Raw genomic sequence first — 20614 nt, 5'->3', positions numbered from 1 at the left:
GCAGGTGGAGCGCACACGTGAAAGGGCGCCCGGGAACTCCCCGGGCGCTCTTTCACGCAGCTACGGCTCTCTCAGCCCCGGTTCAGCTCGAACCACACCGACTTGCCGGTGCTCAGCCGGGTCGCGCCCCAGCGCCGGGCCAGCTTGTTGACCAGGTACAGGCCGCGCCCGCCCTCGTCGTCGGCCCGGGCCTGCCGCAGCCGCGGCAGCTGCGGTACGTCGTCGCCGACCTCGCAGCGCAGCACGTCGGTGCGCAGCAGCCGCAGCGTCACCGGCCGGGACGCGTACCGTACGGCGTTCGTCACGACCTCGCTGACCAGCAGCTCCACCGAGTCCGACAGATCCTCCAGGTCCCAGCGGGCGAGCGCGCGCCGGGCCAGGCGGCGGGCCTGGCCGGGGGCCGTGTCGTCCGGCTCCAGCTTCCAGTACGCGACGTCGCTCGGCGCGATCCCGTCGAAGCGGGCGGCGAGCAGCGCGATGTCGTCGTCCCGGTCGCCCGGCCCGAGCATGTCCAGCACCTCGTCGCACAGGGCTTCCAGCGGCGGCGGATGGTCCGGGCCGGTCAACCGGGCGGTCGCGGCGAGCTTCTCCCGCAGCTGCTCTATGCCGGTCCACACGTCCCGCAGCCGGGACTCCACCAGCCCGTCGGTGTAGAGGAGCAGCGTGGCCCCGGCGGGCGCGTCCAGCTCCACGGCCTCGAAGTCGACACCCCCGACGCCGATCGGCGCCCCCGGCGGCACCCGCAGCACCTCGGCCCGGCCGCCCAGGTGCAGCAGCACGGGCGGCGGATGGCCGGCGTTGGCGATGGTGATGCGGTGCGTCACCGGGTCGTAGACGGCGTACAGGCAGGTCGCCATGCGGTCCGTGCCGAGCCGCTGCGCCTGCTCGTCCAGGTGGTGCAGCACCTCCTGCGGCGGCAGGTCGAGACCGGCCAGGGTCTGCGCGGTCGTCCGCAGCTGGCCCATGATCGCCGCCGAGGTCATGGAGTGGCCCATGACGTCACCGACCACGAGCGCGACCCGGCTGCCGGGCAGCGGGATCGCGTCGTACCAGTCGCCGCCGACCCGCGCGGTCTCCGCGGCCGGCAGATACCGGGAGGCCAGCCGCACGCCCGTCGGCCGGGGCAGGGTCTCGGGCAGCATGGTGCGCTGCAGCTCGTCGGCGATGTACGCCTCACGGCCGTACAGCACCGCCTTGTCGATGCCGAGCGCGCTGTGCGTGGCCAGCTGGGCCGCCACCAGCAGGTCGTCGGCCTCGAACGCGAGCCGCTCCGGGCGGCGCAGGAACAGGGCGGCGCCGATCACCCGGCGCCGGCCGCGCAGCGGCGCGAGGATCGCGTGCTGCCCGGACGGTACGACCGTCTCGGCGCACTCGCCGAGCAGCTCCGGCAGCGCGGCCCGGGCGGCGGGCGAGTCGGCGAACACCGGGCGCACCCCGCGCAGCACCTCGTTCAGCGCACCGCCGGGGCGCACCTCGCACAGCTCGGTGGTGAGCGAGGACAGCTCGGCCAGCGCACTCGGATCCGGCTCGGGTTCGAAGGCGGGCGGCAGCAGCACCCCGTCGGTGTCCCGGTCCTCCGGAATCCGGTCGGTACGGCGCAGCCGCAGCACCACCGGACCGGTGGGCCGCTCGTCGCCGACCGGCAGCGGGTCGCGCAGATAGACCAGGATCGCGTCCGAGAACGTCGGCACGGTCGCCCGGCACAGCCCCATCACGATCTCGTCCAGGTCCAGACCGCGCGCGATCCGCCGGGTGGCCGCGCCCACGAAGCGCAGCCGGTCGCCGTCGCGCCGCATCGGCATCGGCCGGCCCGGCGGCAGACCCCGCCCGGTACGGCGCTCCTGACCGCCCGTCGCCCGCTCCTGCTCGGCGCCGGGCTGCGGCGGGATGGCCTCCGGCGCGGGGCGCGCCGGAAGGGCCGCCTCGGGCGCGGGACGCGGGCGGTGTGCGCCGGGCTCGGTGGTGGCGGGCTGGGAGTGCTCGGGGCCGTTGACTGGGGGCTCCTTCCCCTTGCCGACCGGGGACTGCGTCCCCCTGCCGTCCTTTCCCTGGCCACACGGTGTGGCCGTGCCCGGTGCGCAGGACACTCCCTCCGGCCGGGCCTGCGCCGGTAAGGCCGGGGTGCCGGCCGGTTTCGGGGCACGCGTGAGCGCCCCGTGGCCCTCCGCGGGGTCGGCGCCCTGAGGGCGCTCGAAGGAGGTGGGCTGCTCCGTCACGCGTGTCGCATCCATCCGTACGGCACTGCGCGCCGGGCGCGCAGTTGCTCCCGCAGAAGTCCCGATACCCGCAATACGTGCCCCAGGAACGGAATTCCCGCGTGGTCAGAGGTGGTTCCTGTGCCCTGGTGCCCCTCGCTCACGTGCTGCCGCCCCTCGGTGACGATCGGTCAAGCCCGGCACATGCCCCGGGAGTTGCTTGTACGCGCCCTTGCGGAGGACGATCCTACGTTTTGTGCCCGGGGGCGCATCAAGGGTCTCATGAGGACACATGCGCGGGCGTACGGTCCCAGTCCTCCGGGAGAGAAGGTACCGCCCAGGACGGATCCGGGCGCCAGTGCTGCCAGCCGTCCGAGAACGGCGTCCCCCACGCCTCGATCACCTCGACCGCGTCCCGCCCGGCCGCCCGGACCCGCTCGGCGGTGGCCGCGTCCATCAGCCCGTCCCGCTGGGCCTGCGCGAACTCGTCCTCGTCGCGCCAGTGCCAGCTTCGGTCGGGGTGCACGGAGATGTCCAGGAAGTAGTCCTCGGAGTCCACCCCGCCCGACCAACGGGCCAGCGGCTGCTCCAGGTTGACGTACCAGTTCTTGAACCGCCAGCCCGGCTCCCAGAACAGCCACACCGACCAGGGCCGGCCCGGCTGGGCCAGCTTCAGCACACCCGTGCCGAACCAGCGGTCCCGCTGCACCGAGCGCGGCTTGGTGTAGCGGGACCGGAGCGGCTCCAGGTGCACGGGCGTGCCGTCGGCGAGGACCGGCTTCACGCACTCGGTGCCGGGGGCCATCCACACGGCGAGCAGTTCGGCGTCGTCACGGACGACGGTGACGGGCCGGGCGATGTGGATGCGCGCACCGGCGTTCGCCCGGTAGCGCCACAGGATCTGGGCCCCGGGGGCCCAGTGGGGCGCGGGTCCCGTCCCCGCGGCCTCGGCCGTGTCCGCCGGGTCCGCCGCGTCCGCCGTCTCCACGTCTGTCGTCGCTCCGTCGTCCGTCATGGACAGATATTAGGTGCCGCAGGCATACGACGCTGCGGTGCACGTCACGGTTCCGGGCGGCCGGTGACCGGTGGCCGGAAAGGTTCGCTCGTGGTTACGGGTGCGTCATCCGCAGGACATCCAGGGCCTCGTCGAGCTGGTCGAGCGTCAGGTCGCCGCGCTCGACATAGCCGCTCTCCAGTACGACCTCACGGATCGTCTTCCGCTCCTCGAGCGACCTCTTGGCGACCTTCGCGGCCTCCTCGTAGCCGATGTACTTGTTCAGCGGGGTCACCACGGACGGGGACGACTCCGCGTACTCCCGGGTCCGCTCCCGGTCGGCGGTGATGCCGTCGACCGTCCGGTCGGCCAGCAGCCGGGAGACGTTGGCGAGCAGCCGGATGGATTCGAGCACGTTCTTGGCGATGACCGGCAGCATGACGTTCAGCTCGAAGTTCCCCGCGGCGCCGGCCCAGGCGATGGTGGCGTCGTTGCCGATGACCTGCGCGGCCACCATGAGGACGGCTTCGGGGATCACCGGGTTGACCTTGCCCGGCATGATGGACGACCCCGGCTGCAGGTCCGGCAGCCGGATCTCGGCGAGCCCGGTGCGCGGCCCGGACGCCATCCACCGCAGATCATTGGCGATCTTCGTCAGTCCGACCGCGATGGTCCTGAGCTGTCCGCTGGTCTCCACGATCCCGTCCCGGGCGCCCTGCGCCTCGAAGTGGTCACGGGCCTCGGTGAGCGGCAGCCCGGTGGCCCGGGCGACCTCCTGGATGACGGCGGCGGAGAAACCGGGCGGGGTGTTGATACCTGTGCCCACGGCGGTGCCGCCGAGGGGGAGTTCGGCGAGCCGGGGAAGGGAGGCGCGGAGCCGCTCGACGCCGTGGCGAACCTGCGCGGCGTACCCGCCGAATTCCTGACCGAGCGTCACGGGGGTGGCGTCCATGAGGTGGGTCCGCCCGGACTTCACGACATCGGCGAACTCCCCGGACTTGCGGCTCAGGGAGGCGGCGAGGTGGTCGAGGGCGGGGATCAGGTCGTGGGTGACGGCGGCGGTGGCGGCGATGTGGATGGAGGAGGGGAAGACGTCGTTGGACGACTGCGAGGCGTTGACGTGGTCGTTCGGGTGCACGTCCCGGCCCAGCCGGTCACTGGCGAGGGTGGCGATGACCTCGTTGGTGTTCATGTTGGACGAGGTGCCGGAGCCGGTCTGGAAGACGTCGATGGGGAAGTGCTCGTCCCATCGCCCCTCGGCGACCTCGGCCGCGGCCTCCTGGATCGCTTCGGCCACCTCCTCGTCGAGCACGCCGAGTTCGGCGTTCACCTTGGCGGCGGCGCCCTTGATCCGGGCCAGCGCCTCGATGTGCGCGCGTTCCAGCCGCTGCCCCGAGATCGGGAAGTTCTCGACGGCGCGCTGCGTCTGGGCGCGCCACTTGGCGGCGGCGGGGACACGGACCTCGCCCATGGAGTCGTGCTCGATGCGGTAGTCGCTCATGGCGGTTATAGCGGTCGGGCAGGCGCGGTTGTTCCCTGTCGTTACGCTGAGTGAGTGAGACGGGCCATGACCAAAGCCGCAGGCCGGGGGGTGTGGGGCAAGGAGCGGTGGAACAGGTCTGCCCATTGCCTCCCCTCACACCCACCCGGCTCACCCGGCGGGCAGGCGAGGCGCGACCGCGCGCCCCGCCCGCCACCCGCAAGCCGCCATGCCCGAGTACTGCGGCGGGGCGTCAGGCCAGGCCCGGGCCCCGGACCGGGATCGAGGTGAACGTCGGCTGCGGGGCAGGGTCGGTGAAGAAGTCGTTGCCCTTGTCGTCCACGACGATGAACGCCGGGAAGTCCTCGACCTCGATCTTCCAGACGGCCTCCATGCCCAGCTCCTCGTACTCGAGGACCTCGACCTTCTTGATGCAGTCCTGGGCGAGGCGGGCGGCGGGGCCGCCGATGGAACCCAGGTAGAAGCCGCCGTGGGCCGCGCACGCGTCCGTGACCTGCTTCGACCGGTTGCCCTTCGCCAGCATCACCTTCGAGCCGCCCGCCGCCTGGAACTGCTCCACGTAGGAGTCCATGCGGCCGGCCGTCGTCGGGCCGAAGGAACCGGAGGCGTAGCCCTCGGGGGTCTTCGCCGGACCCGCGTAGTACACCGGGTGGTCCTTCAGGTACTGCGGCATCTCCTCGCCCGCGTCCAGCCGCTCCTTGATCTTGGCGTGCGCGATGTCACGGGCCACGACCAGCGGGCCGGTCAGGGACAGGCGGGTCTTCACCGGGTACTTCGTCAGCTCCGCGAGGATCGTGTCCATCGGCTGGTTGAGGTCGATCTTGACCACGTCACCGTCCGACTCCAGGTGCGCGTCCGTCGTCTCCGGCAGGAAGCGCGCCGGGTCCGTCTCCAGCTGCTCCAGGAAGACGCCCTCGGCGGTGATCTTCGCGACGGCCTGGCGGTCGGCCGAGCAGGAGACGGCGATCGCGACCGGGCAGGACGCGCCGTGCCGGGGCAGGCGGACCACGCGGACGTCGTGGCAGAAGTACTTGCCGCCGAACTGCGCGCCGATGCCGATCTTCTGGGTCAGCTCGAAGACCTTCTGCTCAAGGTCCTTGTCGCGGAAGCCGTGGCCGAGCTCCGAGCCCTCCGCCGGGATCTCGTCCAGGTAGTGCGCGGAGGCGTACTTCGCGGTCTTCAGGGCGTACTCCGCGCTGGTGCCGCCGACGACGATCGCCAGGTGGTACGGCGGGCAGGCGGCCGTACCGAGCGAACGGATCTTCTCCTCCAGGAACTTCATCATGGAGGCCTCGTTCAGGACGGCCTTCGTCTCCTGGTAGAGGAAGGACTTGTTGGCGCTGCCGCCGCCCTTCGCCATGAACAGGAACTTGTACGCGCCGCCGTCGGTGGCGTAGAGCTCGATCTGGGCCGGCAGGTTGGAGCCGGTGTTCTTCTCCTCCCACATGGTGAGCGGAGCCATCTGCGAGTAGCGCAGGTTCAGCTTGGTGTAGGCGTCGTAGATGCCGCGGCTCAGCGCCTCCTCGTCGCGGCCTTCCGTCAGCACGTTCTGGCCGCGCTTGCCCATGACGATCGCCGTGCCGGTGTCCTGGCACATCGGGAGCACGCCGGCCGCCGCGATGTTCGCGTTCTTCAGCAGGTCCAGCGCCACGAACTTGTCGTTGCCGGACGCCTCCGGGTCGTCGATGATCCGGCGCAGCTGGGCGAGGTGGGCCGGGCGCAGGTAGTGCTGGATGTCGTGGATGGCCTCCGCGGCCAGCTTGCGCAGCGCCTCCGGCTCCACCTTGAGGAACGTCCGCCCGTCCGGGCCCTCGACGGTGGAGACGCCCTCGGACGTCACCAGCCGGTACGGGGTGGTGTCCTCTCCCTGGGGGAGCAGATCGGTGTACGCGAACTCAGGCATCTCAGCCCATTCCTCACTCTGACGGACGGCCGCCCGCCGACGCTGGCGGGCCTCACCAGCCTAGAACCTGCCGCCGACACGGAACCTGTGAGGTAAGGCTCAGTTCGACACGCCGAGCCCGCAGGGGGTTTTCCACAGCCCCTAGTCGCGATCTATCGCGTTTCGGTACGCTGTGCCCGTGGACCTTCAGAAGCACACCGAAGCACCTGTCGCCGAGCTGCGTGCCTCGGACGCCGACCGTGACCGCATCGCCGAGATCCTCCGTGAGGCCCTGGCCGAGGGCCGGCTGACCGCTGACGAGCATGCCGAGCGGGTCGACGGCGTCCTCGCCGCCAAGACGGTGGGTGAGCTGGAGGTCTTCATCCGGGACCTGCCCGCGGCCCACCAGCCCCCGGCCGGCCCCGCCTACACACCCGTCCCGCCCCGCCCCACCCCCGGCGCGATACCGCACGAGGCGGACGCCAACGTTGTCGCGGTCTTCAGCAGCGCGGCGCGCCGGGGCCGCTGGCGGGCCGGCCGCCGGATCCACGCGTACTCGGTCTTCGGCAGCGTCGAGATCGACCTCAGCGAGGCGATCTTCGAGTACCAGCAGGTCGTGATCAAGGCCGTCTCGGTCTTCGGCGACGTCCAGATCCGCGTCCCGGAGAACGTGTCGCTGCGCGGCACCGGAGGCGGCGTCCTCGGCAACTTCGAGGTGGACACGCTGGACTCGGTCGACTCCGACGCACCGGTGGTCTACGTCGACGGCTGGGCCGTACTCGGCAATGTCGAGGCCCGCCCCAGGCGCGGCAAGCGCGTGGCGGACATCCTGGACCGGGTGCAGAGCAGGATCGACCGCAAGCTGGAGCGGGTCCAGGACAAGGTCGACCGGAAGATGCGTAAACACCTGGGCCGCTGACGCTCGCGATTCCGCCGGTGAGCGGAGGGTTCCGCTCCTCCTGTGCCGTCACGAGGGGGCGCGAACAAGCCGCCGCGCGCCCGCGACTGGGAACGCTGTGCATAGGCGCGCGCACAGCGGGTAGGCCTTGCTGCATCGTCTCTCGCTCGCGAAGCCGTCGTCAGGAGTAGACCGTGCTGCAACCGCCGCATTCGTCCCTGCAGGTCGCTGCCCTTCCGGCCCAGCGGGTGCCAGTGCGAGACAGGGACCAAGACGCTCCCTGGCACACCGAGGCCGTGTGCCGGCGCGACGAGGCGGGCCTGTTCTTCGCGCCGTCGAAGGAGCCGACCGCCGCCCGGCTGTCCCGCGAGGAGGCGGCCAAGCGCGTCTGCGCCCGCTGCCCGGTGATGGTCGAGTGCCGCGAACACGCGCTCCTCCAGCCCGAGCCGTACGGCGTCTGGGGCGGCCTCACCGCAGCCGAGCGCCGCGTGGTCCTGGCAAGGCGCCGCAGGCGAGAGCTCGAACTGAAGAAGGCGGCACGGGCGACTGCGGCCAACCGCATAGCGGGCTAGGAGATGGGGCGCCCCCTCCGCACCGGGGGCGCTGATTCCCTGAAGGGCGCGGGGCTGCATCGATACGCGGCTCCGCCGCGTGGGCGCGACGGCCACGCATCACCCGCAGCCGCCGACGCTCCACGCGCCCCCTTTGACACGGGCGCTGATCAGCTCCGGAACTACTTGGCCCGGTCGAAATCGATCGCGCTGTAGGCCCGCAGCTTGCTCAGCCGGTGCTCGGAGTCGATCCGGCGGACCGTCCCCGACTTCGAGCGCATCACGATCGACTCGGTCAGCGCGGTCTCCGACTTGTACCGGACACCCCGCAGCAGCTCACCGTCGGTGATACCGGTGGCGACGAAGAAGACGTTCTCCCCGGACACCAGGTCGTCGGTCGTCAGCACGCGGTCCAGGTCGTGCCCGGCGTCGATGGCGCGGGCACGCTCCTCGTCGTCCTTGGGCCACAGCTTGCCCTGGATGGTCCCGCCCAGGCACTTCACGGCGCAGGCCGAGATGATGCCCTCCGGCGTGCCGCCGATGCCCAGCAGCAGGTCGACGCCGGTGCCCTCGCGCAGCGCGTAGATGGAGCCCGCCACGTCACCGTCGGAGATCAGCTTGATGCGCGCGCCGGCCTCACGGACCTCCCGGATCAGACCCTCGTGCCGCGGCCGGTCGAGGATGACGACGGTGACGTCCTCGGGCGTGGCCTTCTTCGCCTTGGCGATCCGCTTGATGTTCACCGCCACGGGCGCGTCGATGTCGACGAACTCGGCGGCCTCCGGACCGGTGACCAGCTTGTCCATGTAGAACACGGCGGACGGGTCGAACATGGCGCCCCGCTCGGCCGCGGCGAGCACGGCGATCGCGTTGGGCATGCCCTTGGCGGTCAGCGTGGTGCCGTCGATCGGGTCGACCGCGATGTCGACCTCGGGACCGGTGCCGTCGCCCACCTGTTCCCCGTTGAAGAGCATCGGGGCCTCGTCCTTCTCACCCTCGCCGATGACGACGACGCCGTTCATCGACACGGTGGAGACGAGGGTCCGCATGGCGCGCACCGCGGCACCGTCGGCGCCGTTCTTGTCACCGCGTCCCACCCAGCGGCCCGCTGCCATCGCGGCGGCTTCGGTCACCCGGACGAGTTCCAGGGCGAGGTTGCGGTCGGGAGCCTCGGAGGGAACATCGAGCTCGGACGGCAGGTGATGATTTTCGGTCATCGGAGCGCACCTTTCTGATACGACGACGGCCGGATGAGGGTATTCGACCCTGACTTTATCGCCGGACAGACAAAATGAGCAGGGGACCCCACGGATGAGCGCTTGGGGCACCTGCGACGATAGAGGGCGTGGCAGGTTCGAACGGTAAGCAGAAGACAGCCCGGGACATGGTTCTCTCCCTGGCCCTGATCGGCATCGCGGCGTTGGTCGTGTACTTCCTCGCCATCCCGCACGACGATCACGCTCCCGACCTCAAGCGGGTCGACTACCGGGTCGAGCTGCTCACCGCCCGTCGCGCCGCGAGCTACCCGGTGGCCGCGCCCGAGGGCCTGCCGAGTACCTGGAAGGCGACCTCCGTACGCTTCGAGGGCGAGAACGGTGACCGCTGGCACCTGGGCTTCCAGACCCCGGACAGCCAGTACGTGCAGATCGAGCAGTCCACGCAGAAGCCGGCCGACTTCATCGACCAGGCCAGCCAGGGCGCGTCGGCGACGAAGCAGACGGAGACGATCGGCGGCCGCACCTGGACCCGCTACAGCGGCGGCCGCTACGACGCCCTCGTGCTGAACGGCACGCGCGGCTCCACCACGGTGGTGGCCGGCACGGCGCCCTTCGCGGAGCTGACCAAGATGGCGGCGGCGCTGAAGATGCAGTGACCTCCCCGCATGTGAAGAGGCCCCCTCGAATACGCCGTCACGCGGGGGCCTCTTCATGTACGGATCCGCTCAGGCGGTGATGACTCAGACGGTCGTGACGACGTCCTCGTACGCCAGGCGCGGCGAGCGCGGGAACCAGGCGTCCGGGCCGGGCTTGCCGATGTTGACCACCATCAGCGGGGTGTGGTCGTCGTCCAGGAACTCCTTGCGGACGCCCTCGAAGTCCAGACCGGTCATCGGGCCGGCGGCGAGGCCGGCGGCCCGGACGCCGATGATGAAGTAGGCGGCCTGCAGGGCGGCGTTCAGCGCGGCGGCGCCCTCACGGGCCGGACGCTCGCTGAAGAAGAGGTCCTTGGCCTGCGGGAAGTGGGGGAAGAGGGTCGGCAGCTCCTCGTGGAACTCGTTGTCCGCGGAGAGGATCGCGACCAGCGGGGCGGCGGCCGTCTTCGGCTGGTTGCCCTCGGCCATGTGCTGCACCAGGCGCTCGCGGGCCTCGGGGGAGCGGACCAGGGTGATGCGCAGCGGGCTCTGGTTGAAGGCGGTGGGGCCGTACTTGACGAGGTCGTAGATCGCCTGGACCTGCTCGTCGGTGACCGGCTCGTCGGTGAAGGCGTTCGCGGTGCGGGCCTCACGGAACAGCAGGTCCTGGGCGGCGGGGTCAAGAACGAGAGACATGCGTGAACTTCCTGGATGGCACCTTGATCCGACGTACCGGACCGTGGTCCGGATCGGCTGACGTGATGAGCCTACGACAGTGAAGTTCAACCTTCAACAAAAGTCGGGGGGTGGTGACCCGCTTCACAACGGGAGCGGCTGCCGACCCCTACTCGGCCTCCGTCTCCGCCTCCTTATCCGTCTCCGCCTCCTCCTCGGCCAACGCCGCGTCCAGCCGCGCCCGCGCCCCCTCCAGCCAGCGCCGGCACACCTTGGCCAGCTCCTCGCCGCGCTCCCACAGCGCCAGGGACTCCTCGAGCGTCGTACCGCCCGCCTCCAGGCGCCGTACGACCTCGATCAACTCGTCCCGCGCCTGCTCGTAGGAGAGCGCCTCGTCCACCTTGCCGGTCATTCGCCTACCTTCACTGTGAATTCGCCTTCGGCGACGCGGGCCCGGAGTGCCTCGCCTTCGGTCACCTCGTCCGGACCGCGTACCACGTGCCCGTCCGTCTTCTGCAGCACCGCGTAGCCGCGCTTGAGCGTCGCCGCGGGGGAGAGGGCCACCACGCGCGCGTGCGTGTGCGTCAGCTCCGAGTCCGCGCGGTCCAGGAGATGGCCGAGGGTCCGCCGACCGCGCTCGGCGAGGGAGGCCACCTGGTCGGCGCGCTCGTCGATCATCCGGTGCGGATCCTCTATCGAGGGCCGGGCGAGGGCATGCGCCAGCCCCCGCTCCTCCCGTTCGACGAACGCGTTCACGCAGCGCCGGGCCCGGTCCCGCAGCATCCGCACCCGCTCGAACTCCTCACCCACGTCCGGCACGACCTTCTTGGCAGCGTCGGTAGGGGTGGAGGCGCGCAGATCGGCCACGTGGTCGAGCAACGGGTTGTCGGGCTCGTGCCCGATGGCGGAGACCACGGGCGTACGGCACTCGGCCACGGCCCGCACCAGCTGCTCGTCGGAGAAGGGCAGCAGATCCTCGACGCTGCCGCCCCCGCGGGCGACGATGATCACATCGACGTCCGCGATCTCGTCCAGCTCCTTCACCGCCTGCACGACCTGCGGGACCGCGTGCACGCCCTGCACCGGGACGTTGCGCACCTCGAAGCGGACGGCGGGCCAGCGGTGGCGGGCGTTCTCCAGCACGTCCCGCTCCGCGGCGGAGGCGCGACCGCAGACGAGCCCGATCAGCTGCGGCAGGAAGGGCAGCGGCTTCTTCCGCTCCGGCGCGAACAGTCCCTCGGCCGCGAGCGCCTTCTTCAGCCGCTCCAGCCGGGCCAGCAGCTCACCGACGCCGACGGGCCTTATCTCGGCGGCGCGAAGGGACAGCTGGCCACGCGGGGCATACCACTCCGGCTTCGCCAGTACGACGACGCGGGCGCCCTCGCCGACGACATCGGCGACGGCGTCGAACACCTGCCGGTAGCAGGTCACGCTCACGGAGATGTCGTACGACGGGTCCCGCAGCGTCAGGAACACGACACCGGCGCCCGGCCGCCGCGACAACTGCGTGATCTGCCCCTCGACCCACACCGCACCGAGCCGGTCGATCCAGCCCCCGATCAGCCGGGAGACCTCACCTACGGGCAGGGGGGCTTCGGGGGTGGTTTTGGCAGCCATGCGGTTGAGAGTAACGGGGGGTACCGACAACGAGTCTCCCGCCGACACCGCCGACACCGCCGCCGACGCCGCCAAGCGCCCCCACCCCCCGCTCGGCGTGGCGGCGAGCGGTCTCGCGCAGGTGGTGGGCGGACGAGCCTGTCCCGGCCGCCGGACCGCCGCGACCAGGGTGATCACCGCCGCGCACAGCGGAGCGACCCGCGGCACACCGGCGTCCGTCCGGGACAGCGCACGGGGCAGCCGGCGATCCCTGCCCCTCCGGCCCCCCTTGCCGAGCCCCACGCGCGCGTAGCCGTCGCCCCCGCGTACACCAGCGCCACCGCCCCGTGCGAGCGGGCGTCCGGGGCGTCCGGCGTGCCGGACACGTCGACCGGCGCCATGGGAGCGATGAAGAGAAGTCTGTGATCACGAGGTCCCGCAGGCCGAGACCGCGGCGCAGCCGGTGGTGTGGGTCGGCCGCGCTCGGTGAAGGGGCCGGGGACGGCGTCGTCGTATCCGGGCCGGACATGGCCATCGGTGTTCCCCGCGCGGCGCCGGACGGGCGATCTCGGCGCCGCCGAACGCGGCCTTACGATGGGACGCATGACCGCTTCGCCTGGCCGCCGTGTCCTGCTCGCCGCCCCCCGGGGCTACTGCGCCGGTGTGGACCGCGCCGTGATCGCCGTCGAGAAGGCCCTCGAGCAGTACGGGGCCCCGATCTACGTCCGGCACGAGATCGTCCACAACAAGTACGTCGTGCAGACCCTGGAGAAGAAGGGCGCCGTCTTCGTCGAGCGGACGGAGGAGGTGCCACCGGGCAACATCGTCATGTTCTCGGCGCACGGCGTCGCCCCCGTCGTGCACGAGGAGGCCGAGCAGGGCCGCCTGGCCACCATCGACGCCACCTGCCCGCTGGTCACCAAGGTCCACAAGGAAGCCGTCCGCTACGCCAAGGAGGACTACGACATCCTCCTGATCGGCCACGAGGGCCACGAGGAGGTCATCGGCACCTCCGGCGAGGCCCCCGAGCACATCCAGCTCGTCGACGGCCCCGGCGACGTCGACAAGGTCGAGGTCCGCGACCCGTCGAAGGTGGTCTGGCTGTCCCAGACCACCCTGTCCGTGGACGAGACCATGGAGACCGTCGACGCCCTGAAGACGAAGTTCCCCGGTCTCGTCTCCCCGCCCAGCGACGACATCTGCTACGCCACGCAGAACCGCCAGCTCGCCGTGAAGCAGATGGGCGCCGAGGCCGAGCTGGTCATCGTCGTCGGCTCGCGCAACTCCTCCAACTCCAAGCGGCTGGTCGAGGTCGCCAAGCTCGCCGGTGCCCGCGAGGCGTACCTGGTGGACTTCGCCGACGAGATCGACGAGGCCTGGCTGGAGGGAGTGACGACGGTCGGCGTCACCTCCGGCGCCTCCGTCCCGGAGGTCCTCGTCGAGCAGGTTCTCCAGTGGCTCGCCGAGCGCGGTTACGGCGACGTGGAGATCGTCAAGGCCGCCGAGGAGTCCATCACCTTCTCGCTGCCCAAGGAGCTCCGCCGCGACCTGCGCGAGGAGGCCGCCGCCCTGGTCGCCGAGCGCGGCGGAAGCGGTACGACCGAGGCGTGACTGTCAGTGGTCCGTCGTAACGTAGTGCCATGCAGATCTTCGGCGTGGACATCGGCGGATCCGGGATCAAGGGCGCCCCTGTGGACCTGGACAGGGGCGACCTGGCCCAGGAGCGCTGCAAGGTGCTCACCCCCCATCCGGCGACACCGGACGGCGTGGCCGACGGGGTCAAGCAGGTCGTCGACCACTTCGGCTGGACCGGCCCCGTCGGCCTGACCTTCCCCGGAGTGGTCACCGGCGGCGCCACGGTCCGTACGGCGGCGAACGTCGACAAGAGCTGGATCGACACCGACGCGCGCGCGTTGTTCAGCGGCAAGCTGGGCGGCCTGCCGGTGACGGTCGTCAACGACGCGGACGCGGCGGGCGTCGCCGAGATGCAGTTCGGCGCCGGCCAGGGCCGCGGGGGCACGGTCATCCTGCTCACCTTCGGCACCGGCATCGGCAGCGCCCTCTTCTTGGACGGCCGCCTCGTGCCGAACACGGAGCTCGGCCACCTGGAGCTGAGCGGCCACGACGCGGAGAAGAAGGCCTCCAGCAAGGCCAAGGACGACCACGGCCTGAGCTGGGAGCAGTGGGCCCGCCGCGTCCAGAAGTACCTGGCGCACGTGGAGATGCTGTTCTCGCCGGAGCTGATCATCGTCGGCGGCGGGGTCAGCCGCAAGGCCGACAAGTTCCTGCACTTCATCGACGGCATCAGGGCCGAGATCGTCCCCGCGCAGCTGCAGAACAACGCGGGGATCGTGGGAGCGGCGATGAGAGCGGCCCAGGAGAGATGACCGGGGGCGGCCGGGGGCGTCGGCTCAGTTCCGCCGCCGGCGCCGCCGTACCCACCGCACCCGGCGTACCAGCACGATCACCCCGGCGGCCAGCGTCCCGCAGTACAGCCAGCCGGCCTGGGTCGCCAGCCCGGTGAACAGCCCCATCAGCCGCCCGACCAGCCCCCCGCCGCCGTCGGCGACGGGCACCATGCCCGCGGCGAACGCGATGGGCAGGACGACGGGAGCGGTCAGCACGTCCCCCGCCCGCACCCACAGCGCCGTCAGCGCGCACACGGGCAGGAACAGCACGCCGTACGCGCTCAGGGACCCGCCGAACAGTGCGTCCAGGCAGCCCAGCAGGAACATCGCGAGGGTGCAGAACAGTCCGCCGCCGAGCCCGGTGAGCCGGGGCCCGGGCACCCTCGGCTCGGGCGCGGACGGCCGGGCGGCGGCCCAGGCCTGCCGCCCGCCCCGCTCCTGCCGCCCCGCCCGCCCCGACCTCCGCGCCCCCTGCCCCTGGCCCGGCCCGCGCCCGCCGCCGGGCCTGCGGCGGGCCTGCGGAGGCAGGTGCGCGGGCTGGTGCGGCGTGCCGCGTCGCGGTCCGTCGTTCGGGGGTCGCGATCCGTGTTGCTCCACTGGACCAACTTAGGTCTGTTTATGTGCCGAATAGCCCATCAGACACGCCGGTGGGAAGCGCTTGGCCAGGCGTTCGAAGCTCCCGCGAGCCGCTCGGCGCGGACGCCGTAGACTGGTGGATCGGCCAGCGTTCCTGGCCCCTGGCAGCCCCTGGCCCACTCATCTACGGGAAGTCGCAACGTGTCGCTCACGATCGGAATCGTCGGCCTGCCCAATGTCGGCAAGTCGACCCTGTTCAACGCCCTGACCAAGAACGACGTGCTGGCGGCCAACTACCCGTTCGCCACGATCGAGCCCAACGTCGGTGTGGTCGGCGTCCCCGACGCGCGGCTGGCCAAGCTGGCCTCGATCTTCGGCTCGGAGCGCATCCTTCCGGCCACGGTCGACTTCGTGGACATCGCCGGTATCGTGCGCGGCGCCTCCGAGGGCGAGGGCCTGGGCAACAAGTTCCTCGCGAACATCCGTGAGTCCGACGCGATCTGCCAGGTCATCCGCGCCTTCAAGGACGAGAACGTCGTGCACGTCGACGGCAAGGTCTCGCCGAAGGACGACATCGAGACGATCAACACCGAGCTGATCCTGGCGGACCTCCAGACGATCGAGAAGGTCCTCCCGCGCCTCCAGAAGGAGTCGCGCATCAAGAAGGACGTCGCTCCCAAGGTCAAGGCGGTCGAGGAGGCCAAGGAGATCCTGGAGAAGGGCGACACACTCTTCGCGCACGGCATCGTCCAGGGCACCGAGCGCAACGAACTCCTCCATGACCTGCACCTGCTCACCACCAAGCCCTTCCTCTACGTCTTCAACGTCGACGAGGACGAACTGATCGACGAGGACTTCAAGAACGAGCAGCGCGCCCTGGTCGCCCCCGCCGAGGCGATCTTCCTCAACGCCAAGCTGGAGGCGGACCTCGCCGAGCTGGACGAGGAGGAGGCCCTGGAGCTGCTGGAGTCCGTCGGCCAGCACGAGCCCGGCCTCGCCACGCTGGCCCGCGTCGGCTTCGACACCCTCGGCCTGCAGACGTACCTGACGGCCGGCCCCAAGGAGTCCCGCGCCTGGACGATCAAGAAGGGCGCCACGGCCCCCGAGGCGGCCGGTGTCATCCACACCGACTTCCAGAAGGGCTTCATCAAGGCCGAGGTCATCGCCTTCGACGACCTGGTCGAGACCGGCTCGGTCACCGAGGCCCGCGCCAAGGGCAAGGCCCGCATGGAGGGCAAGGACTACGTCATGCAGGACGGGGACGTGGTGGAGTTCCGCTTCAATGTATAGGCATCGCATTGCCGTGGATCCGGTGAATTAGCAAAACACCAGGTCAGGCGGGGTCGGCCCGGATTCGGGTCGGCCCCGTTCGCATGCCCGTGACTGGAATTCGGCTGGATGATCTGACGCTTCCTCACCCGTCGTCATCCGGCTCACGTCGGGCACGCGATTCGCGGTGGTTGACCGCCCGCGCCCCTGACGAGACGTCAGCCTGGCAGGCAGTGAGCGGGCTCTGCCGAGAAAGGCAGTGCCCCTGACCTCGGACGCTGGGCCGTCAAGGTCGCTGCAGGGTCGCTGATCAGGCAGAACGGCACTTCGCGGCAGCGCCGAACACCACATCCATGCGGTTCAGTGCGCGTTGCGAACCGTCTCGAACGCCTCGCGCAGCAGCGTCACGAAGTGGTCGGCGGAGAGGCGGCGGTCCGAGGCGTCCGTGTGCTGGGCGACGTGGGCGATGAGGGCGCTGCGGATGGCGGCCACGCAGACGCGGGCGAGTACCTGCGTACGCAGGTCGCCGTGGTCCGGCAGCCGCTCGGCAAGCGCGTCGGCGATGGCGGCCTCGATGTCCCAGAGCACGCGCGTGCGGCCGGGGCCCGTGGACAGGTCGCGGGGCGGGGCGCCGACGAAGAGGATGGCGAGGCCGCCGTCGAGTTCTCCGGCGGCGGCCAGGAGTCCGTTGAGGACCGCGGTGAGCGGGGTCTCGTCGGCGGGGCGCCGTGGGATCTCTCTGCGCAGCAGCGGGAGGAGGTCCTGGATCTCCGCGAAGACGAGGTCTTCCTTGGAAGGGAAGTAGCGGAAGAACGTGCGTTCCGTCACGCCGGCCGCCGCGGCGATGTCCTTGACCGTCGTGCTCTGGTAGCCGTGCTCGGCGAACATGCGGGCGGCCGTGTGCAGCAGCGCTCCCCGCGTGGCGGCCTTCTTCCGGTCCCGCCGTCCCAGCTCGCGTCCACCCTCCTCGTTCATCCGTTCATCCTGACATGCCCCGAACGCCGCCCGGTCGGCAGACCCTCTGCAAAGTGTCATGACTGACATGTTATGTATCGTGTCAGTCATGACAGTTTTTGGTCGGCTGATATCCCGCGCCGGTGCGCGGCGTCGCGTCACGCTCGCCGTGGTGGCCGCGTTCGCCCTGACCGGCACCGTGGGCATGGCCGAGTTCGTCTGCCGGGACAGGATCGGCGAACGGTTCGCGACGGAGGCCGGGAAACGGCTCGGCAGGACCCCGGGCGTCGACGTGGGCGCCAGGCCCGTGCTGTGGCAGCTGGCCCGGGGCTCGTTCCCGGATGTCGGACTGACGGCGGACGGCGTGACGGTCCGCCGGATGTCGGGGCTCGGCATCGACGCCCATCTGCACCAGGTGCGACGGTGCGGCCACACCGTGACGGTGCGGTCCACCACCGTCGACGTCGAGGTCCCCGCCGCCTCCCTGGCGGACGGCGCGTTCCAGGGCCTGGGCGGCGAGGTGGTTCCGAGCCCGGAGACCGGGCAGCTGCTCGTCCATCTCGGCCGGGCGGGCGCGCTCACCGTCCCGGTCACACCCACCCTGCACGGCGACACGATCTGGACCGTCCCCGGCCGACCGACCTTCGACGGCGCTCCCCTGCCGGGCGCCCTGGCGCACAAGGTCACGGACAGGGCCGAGCGCTCCGTCGAACTGACCGGTCTGCCCCTGGCGTTGGAGCCGCGGCGGCTGGCCGTCACCGATGACGGCCTGCGTCTCACCCTGTACGGCGGCCCGGCCGCGTTCCACGCCTGACCAGCAGGCCCATCCCCCTCGCGGGCCCCTCCCCGACCGTGCCGCTCGCCCCTGCACATCCCCCCTCAAGGAGCACCTTTTCCATGGCTACCCTGCTCTACCGGATCGGCCGCGGTGCCTTCAGGCACCGCCGGGCGGTGCTGGCCGCCTGGCTGCTGGCACTGACCGCGGTGGTCACCTGTGTGATCACCTTCGGCGGCACGACCAACGACGAGTTCACCGTCCCGGGTTCACCGGCCCAGACCGCGATGGACACCCTCAAGACCGAGCTGCCCTCGGCGGCCGGCACCAGCGCCCAGATCGTCTTCGTGGCCCCCAAGGGGCACAAGATCACCGAACCGCAGTACGCCAGGGCGGTCAGCGCCACCATGGCGGATGCCGACAGGGCCCCGCAGGTCGTCGGCGTCACCGACCCGGTGCAGAGCAAGGTCATATCGCCGGACCGCACGGCCGCCCTCGGCCAGGTCCGCTACCAGGTCAGCAGGGCCGACCTGCACGACGACAGCCTCAGCTCGCTGGAGAAGACCACCCGGCCGGCGAAGGACGCGGGGCTCACCGTCGAGGTCGGCGGGTCCGCCTACGGCAGCAGCAAGAGCACCGGCCACACCAAGGAACTGATGAGCCTGGCCGTCGCCCTCGTCGTGCTGACCATCACCTTCGGCTCACTCTTCGCCGCCGGCATGCCCCTGCTGACGGCGATCACCAGTGTCGGCATCACCCTGCTCGGACTGTCGGCGCTCACCGGCGTCCTGACCATCTCCAGCACCGCGCCCTCCCTGGCCTCGATGCTGGGTCTCGCGGTCGGCATCGACTACGCCCTGTTCATCCTCTCCCGCCACCGCTCCCAGCTCGCCACCGGCATGGACACCGAGGAGTCCGCGGCCCGCGCCACCGCCACCGCCGGAAGCGCGGTCGTCTTCGCCGGCCTCACCGTGATCATCGCGCTGTGCGGCCTCGCGGTCGTACGCATTCCGTTCCTCACCGTCATGGGCGTGGCCGGTGCCGCCGCCGTACTGATCGCAGTCGGCGTGTCCACGACGCTCCTGCCCGCCCTGATGGGCTTCGCCGGTGAACGGCTGCGGCCGAAGCCGGGCTCACGCACCGCCCGTCGCGAGCAGGCGGCCCAGGGCGAAGGGCACAGCCGGCGCAGGCCGATGGGCGAACGCTGGGGCAGGATCGCCATTCGCCGCCCGCTGCTCACCCTGCTGGCCGTCCTCCTCGGCCTGCTCGCCGTCGCCGTCCCCGCCCGCGACCTCCAACTCGCCCTGCCCGACAACGGATCGGCCCCCATGGGCAGCAGCCAGCGGCAGGCGTACGACACCGTCGCCGAGAAGTTCGGCCCCGGCTTCAACGGCCCGCTGCTGGTCCTCGCCGACACCTCGCACACCGGCAGCCCGCAGCAGGCCACGGCCACGCTCGTGAAGGACCTGAAGGCGGACGACGGCGTCGCCGCGGTCGGGAAGCCGCAGGTCATCGAGCACGGGGACGCGGCGGTCATCCAGGTGGTGCCGAAGACCGGCCCGTCGGACCAGAAGACGAAGGATCTCGTCGAGCACATCCGGAACGAGGCGGGCGACTGGCACAGGCAGACCGGTGCAGAGGTGTCGGTGACCGGTACGACGGCCGTGAACATCGACGTCTCCGACCGGCTCGCGAGCTCGCTCGTCCCGTTCGCACTGGTGGTCGTCGGACTGTCCCTGCTGCTGTTGCTGCTCGTCTTCCGGTCGGTGATCGTGCCGGTGAAGGCCAGCCTGGGCTTCCTGCTGTCCGTGGCCGCCACCTTCGGCGCGGTCGTGGCCGTCTTCCAGTGGGGCTGGCTCTCCGGGCCCCTGGGGATCGCCGAGACCGGGCCGATCGTCAGCATCCTGCCCATCCTGGTGATGGCGGTGCTGTTCGGACTCGCCATGGACTACGAGGTGTTCATGGTCAGCCGCATGCGCGAGGCGTACGTCCACGGCGCCAGGCCACGCGATGCCGTCCTGGCCGGTTCGCGCCACGCCTCCCGGGTCGTCACCGCCGCCGCACTGATCATGTTCGCGGTGTTCGCGAGTTTCATCCCCGGCGGCAGCTCCATGCTCAAGCCGATCGCCCTCGCCCTCGCCGTCGGCGTCTTCATCGACGCCTTCCTCGTCCGCATGACCCTCGTCCCGGCGGTCCTCGCCCTGGTCGGGCGCTCCGCCTGGTGGCTGCCGAAGTGGCTGGAGCGGCTGCTGCCCCAGGTCGACATCGAGGGCGAACGGCTGGGCGGCGACCACGGCACCGAGGCCGACGCCCCCGGGCACGGTGAGCCGGTCACCGCGGGCAGGAGCGTCGACGGCGGGACCTTGTAGAACACCGTCCCTCCGGGTCCTGCGGGCCCGCATGGGGGTGCGGCGGGGCGCGGCCCGGCAGACGAAGCGAGTCCGCCGGGCCGCCCACGCACGGAGCGCACCGGACCGGCGGCGGCCCG

General features: G+C 71.1%; 18 protein-coding genes. 8 read left to right on the top strand and 10 right to left on the bottom strand.

The features are described from left to right. Positions 1 to 71: 71 nt before the first annotated feature. From ABB07_RS14035 to ABB07_RS14020, 4 genes are all read right to left on the bottom strand, one after another. Positions 72 to 2216 (bottom strand): SpoIIE family protein phosphatase, encoded by a 2145-nt coding sequence (locus tag ABB07_RS14035; protein WP_208899032.1) that lies wholly within the window; start codon positions 2214 to 2216, stop codon positions 72 to 74. 259 nt (positions 2217 to 2475) lie between these two features. Continuing rightward, positions 2476 to 3210 carry a cytidylyl-2-hydroxypropylphosphonate hydrolase gene (gene fomD, locus ABB07_RS14030; RefSeq protein ID WP_208899031.1) on the bottom strand — a complete coding sequence of 245 codons (735 nt, stop codon included), beginning with the start codon at positions 3208 to 3210 and terminating at the stop codon, positions 2476 to 2478. Between the two features lie 94 nt (positions 3211 to 3304). Next, positions 3305 to 4690: a class II fumarate hydratase gene (locus ABB07_RS14025; RefSeq protein WP_208899030.1), complete on the bottom strand. Its 1386-nt coding sequence runs from the start codon at positions 4688 to 4690 to the stop codon at positions 3305 to 3307. Between the two features lie 232 nt (positions 4691 to 4922). Next, the gene (locus ABB07_RS14020) at positions 4923 to 6593 is read right to left on the bottom strand and encodes a fumarate hydratase (protein WP_208899029.1); all 1671 of its coding nucleotides are present in this window, start codon (positions 6591 to 6593) and stop codon (positions 4923 to 4925) included. Positions 6594 to 6771: 178 nt separating this feature from the next. Here ABB07_RS14020 and ABB07_RS14015 point away from each other — a divergent pair, with 178 nt between their 5' ends. Both ABB07_RS14015 and ABB07_RS14010 read left to right on the top strand, forming a co-directional pair. Beyond that, positions 6772 to 7491: a DUF1707 SHOCT-like domain-containing protein gene (locus ABB07_RS14015; RefSeq protein WP_208899028.1), complete on the top strand. Its 720-nt coding sequence runs from the start codon at positions 6772 to 6774 to the stop codon at positions 7489 to 7491. Between the two features lie 173 nt (positions 7492 to 7664). Continuing rightward, positions 7665 to 8042, top strand: coding sequence for a WhiB family transcriptional regulator (locus ABB07_RS14010; RefSeq protein ID WP_055710548.1), 378 nt, complete (start codon positions 7665 to 7667; stop codon positions 8040 to 8042). Positions 8043 to 8203: 161 nt separating this feature from the next. Here ABB07_RS14010 and glpX read toward each other — a convergent pair whose 3' ends face one another. Beyond that, positions 8204 to 9238 carry a class II fructose-bisphosphatase gene (glpX, locus tag ABB07_RS14005; RefSeq protein WP_208899027.1) on the bottom strand — a complete coding sequence of 345 codons (1035 nt, stop codon included), beginning with the start codon at positions 9236 to 9238 and terminating at the stop codon, positions 8204 to 8206. 128 nt (positions 9239 to 9366) lie between these two features. Between glpX and ABB07_RS14000 the strand changes: the two genes are divergently transcribed. Next, complete coding sequence (locus tag ABB07_RS14000) at positions 9367 to 9894, top strand: DUF4245 domain-containing protein (protein WP_208899026.1); 528 nt, start codon at positions 9367 to 9369, stop codon at positions 9892 to 9894. An 84-nt stretch (positions 9895 to 9978) separates the two neighbouring features. Here ABB07_RS14000 and ABB07_RS13995 read toward each other — a convergent pair whose 3' ends face one another. The 3 genes from ABB07_RS13995 to xseA all read right to left on the bottom strand — a co-directional run bounded on the left by ABB07_RS13995 (position 9979) and on the right by xseA (position 12165). Beyond that, positions 9979 to 10569 carry a malonic semialdehyde reductase gene (locus ABB07_RS13995; RefSeq protein WP_208899025.1) on the bottom strand — a complete coding sequence of 197 codons (591 nt, stop codon included), beginning with the start codon at positions 10567 to 10569 and terminating at the stop codon, positions 9979 to 9981. Between the two features lie 148 nt (positions 10570 to 10717). Continuing rightward, positions 10718 to 10960, bottom strand: coding sequence for an exodeoxyribonuclease VII small subunit (locus tag ABB07_RS13990; RefSeq protein WP_208899024.1), 243 nt, complete (start codon positions 10958 to 10960; stop codon positions 10718 to 10720). Then, positions 10957 to 12165 (bottom strand): exodeoxyribonuclease VII large subunit, encoded by a 1209-nt coding sequence (gene xseA, locus ABB07_RS13985; RefSeq protein ID WP_208899023.1) that lies wholly within the window; start codon positions 12163 to 12165, stop codon positions 10957 to 10959. Before xseA ends, ABB07_RS13990 begins: the two co-directional genes overlap by 4 nt. 582 nt (positions 12166 to 12747) lie before the next feature. Between xseA and ABB07_RS13980 the strand changes: the two genes are divergently transcribed. Both ABB07_RS13980 and ppgK read left to right on the top strand, forming a co-directional pair. Further along, positions 12748 to 13755, top strand: a complete 1008-nt coding sequence (locus ABB07_RS13980) for a 4-hydroxy-3-methylbut-2-enyl diphosphate reductase (RefSeq protein WP_208899022.1) — start codon at positions 12748 to 12750, stop codon at positions 13753 to 13755. Between the two features lie 29 nt (positions 13756 to 13784). Then, positions 13785 to 14531: a polyphosphate--glucose phosphotransferase gene (gene ppgK, locus ABB07_RS13975; RefSeq protein ID WP_208899021.1), complete on the top strand. Its 747-nt coding sequence runs from the start codon at positions 13785 to 13787 to the stop codon at positions 14529 to 14531. Positions 14532 to 14555: 24 nt separating this feature from the next. On the opposite strand, the gene ABB07_RS13970 is transcribed toward ppgK, so the two are convergent. Further along, entirely contained in the window at positions 14556 to 15149 is a 594-nt protein-coding gene (locus ABB07_RS13970; RefSeq protein ID WP_208899020.1) for a DUF6542 domain-containing protein, read from the bottom strand. A 180-nt stretch (positions 15150 to 15329) separates the two neighbouring features. Between ABB07_RS13970 and ychF the strand changes: the two genes are divergently transcribed. Continuing rightward, entirely contained in the window at positions 15330 to 16418 is a 1089-nt protein-coding gene (ychF, locus tag ABB07_RS13965; protein ID WP_208899019.1) for a redox-regulated ATPase YchF, read from the top strand. A 339-nt stretch (positions 16419 to 16757) separates the two neighbouring features. Here ychF and ABB07_RS13960 read toward each other — a convergent pair whose 3' ends face one another. Further along, positions 16758 to 17372, bottom strand: a complete 615-nt coding sequence (locus ABB07_RS13960) for a TetR family transcriptional regulator (protein ID WP_208899018.1) — start codon at positions 17370 to 17372, stop codon at positions 16758 to 16760. An 88-nt stretch (positions 17373 to 17460) separates the two neighbouring features. On the opposite strand from ABB07_RS13960, the gene ABB07_RS13955 reads away from it, so the two are divergent. Next, positions 17461 to 18165 carry an LmeA family phospholipid-binding protein gene (locus ABB07_RS13955; RefSeq protein WP_208899017.1) on the top strand — a complete coding sequence of 235 codons (705 nt, stop codon included), beginning with the start codon at positions 17461 to 17463 and terminating at the stop codon, positions 18163 to 18165. Between the two features lie 83 nt (positions 18166 to 18248). Beyond that, positions 18249 to 20495 carry an MMPL family transporter gene (locus ABB07_RS13950; RefSeq protein WP_208899016.1) on the top strand — a complete coding sequence of 749 codons (2247 nt, stop codon included), beginning with the start codon at positions 18249 to 18251 and terminating at the stop codon, positions 20493 to 20495. Positions 20496 to 20614: the final 119 nt, after the last annotated feature.

It is taken from the genome of Streptomyces incarnatus (assembly GCF_001027185.1).
GTDB lineage: Bacteria > Actinomycetota > Actinomycetes > Streptomycetales > Streptomycetaceae > Streptomyces > Streptomyces puniciscabiei.
This window is presented reverse-complemented; position numbering and strand designations above follow the sequence as displayed.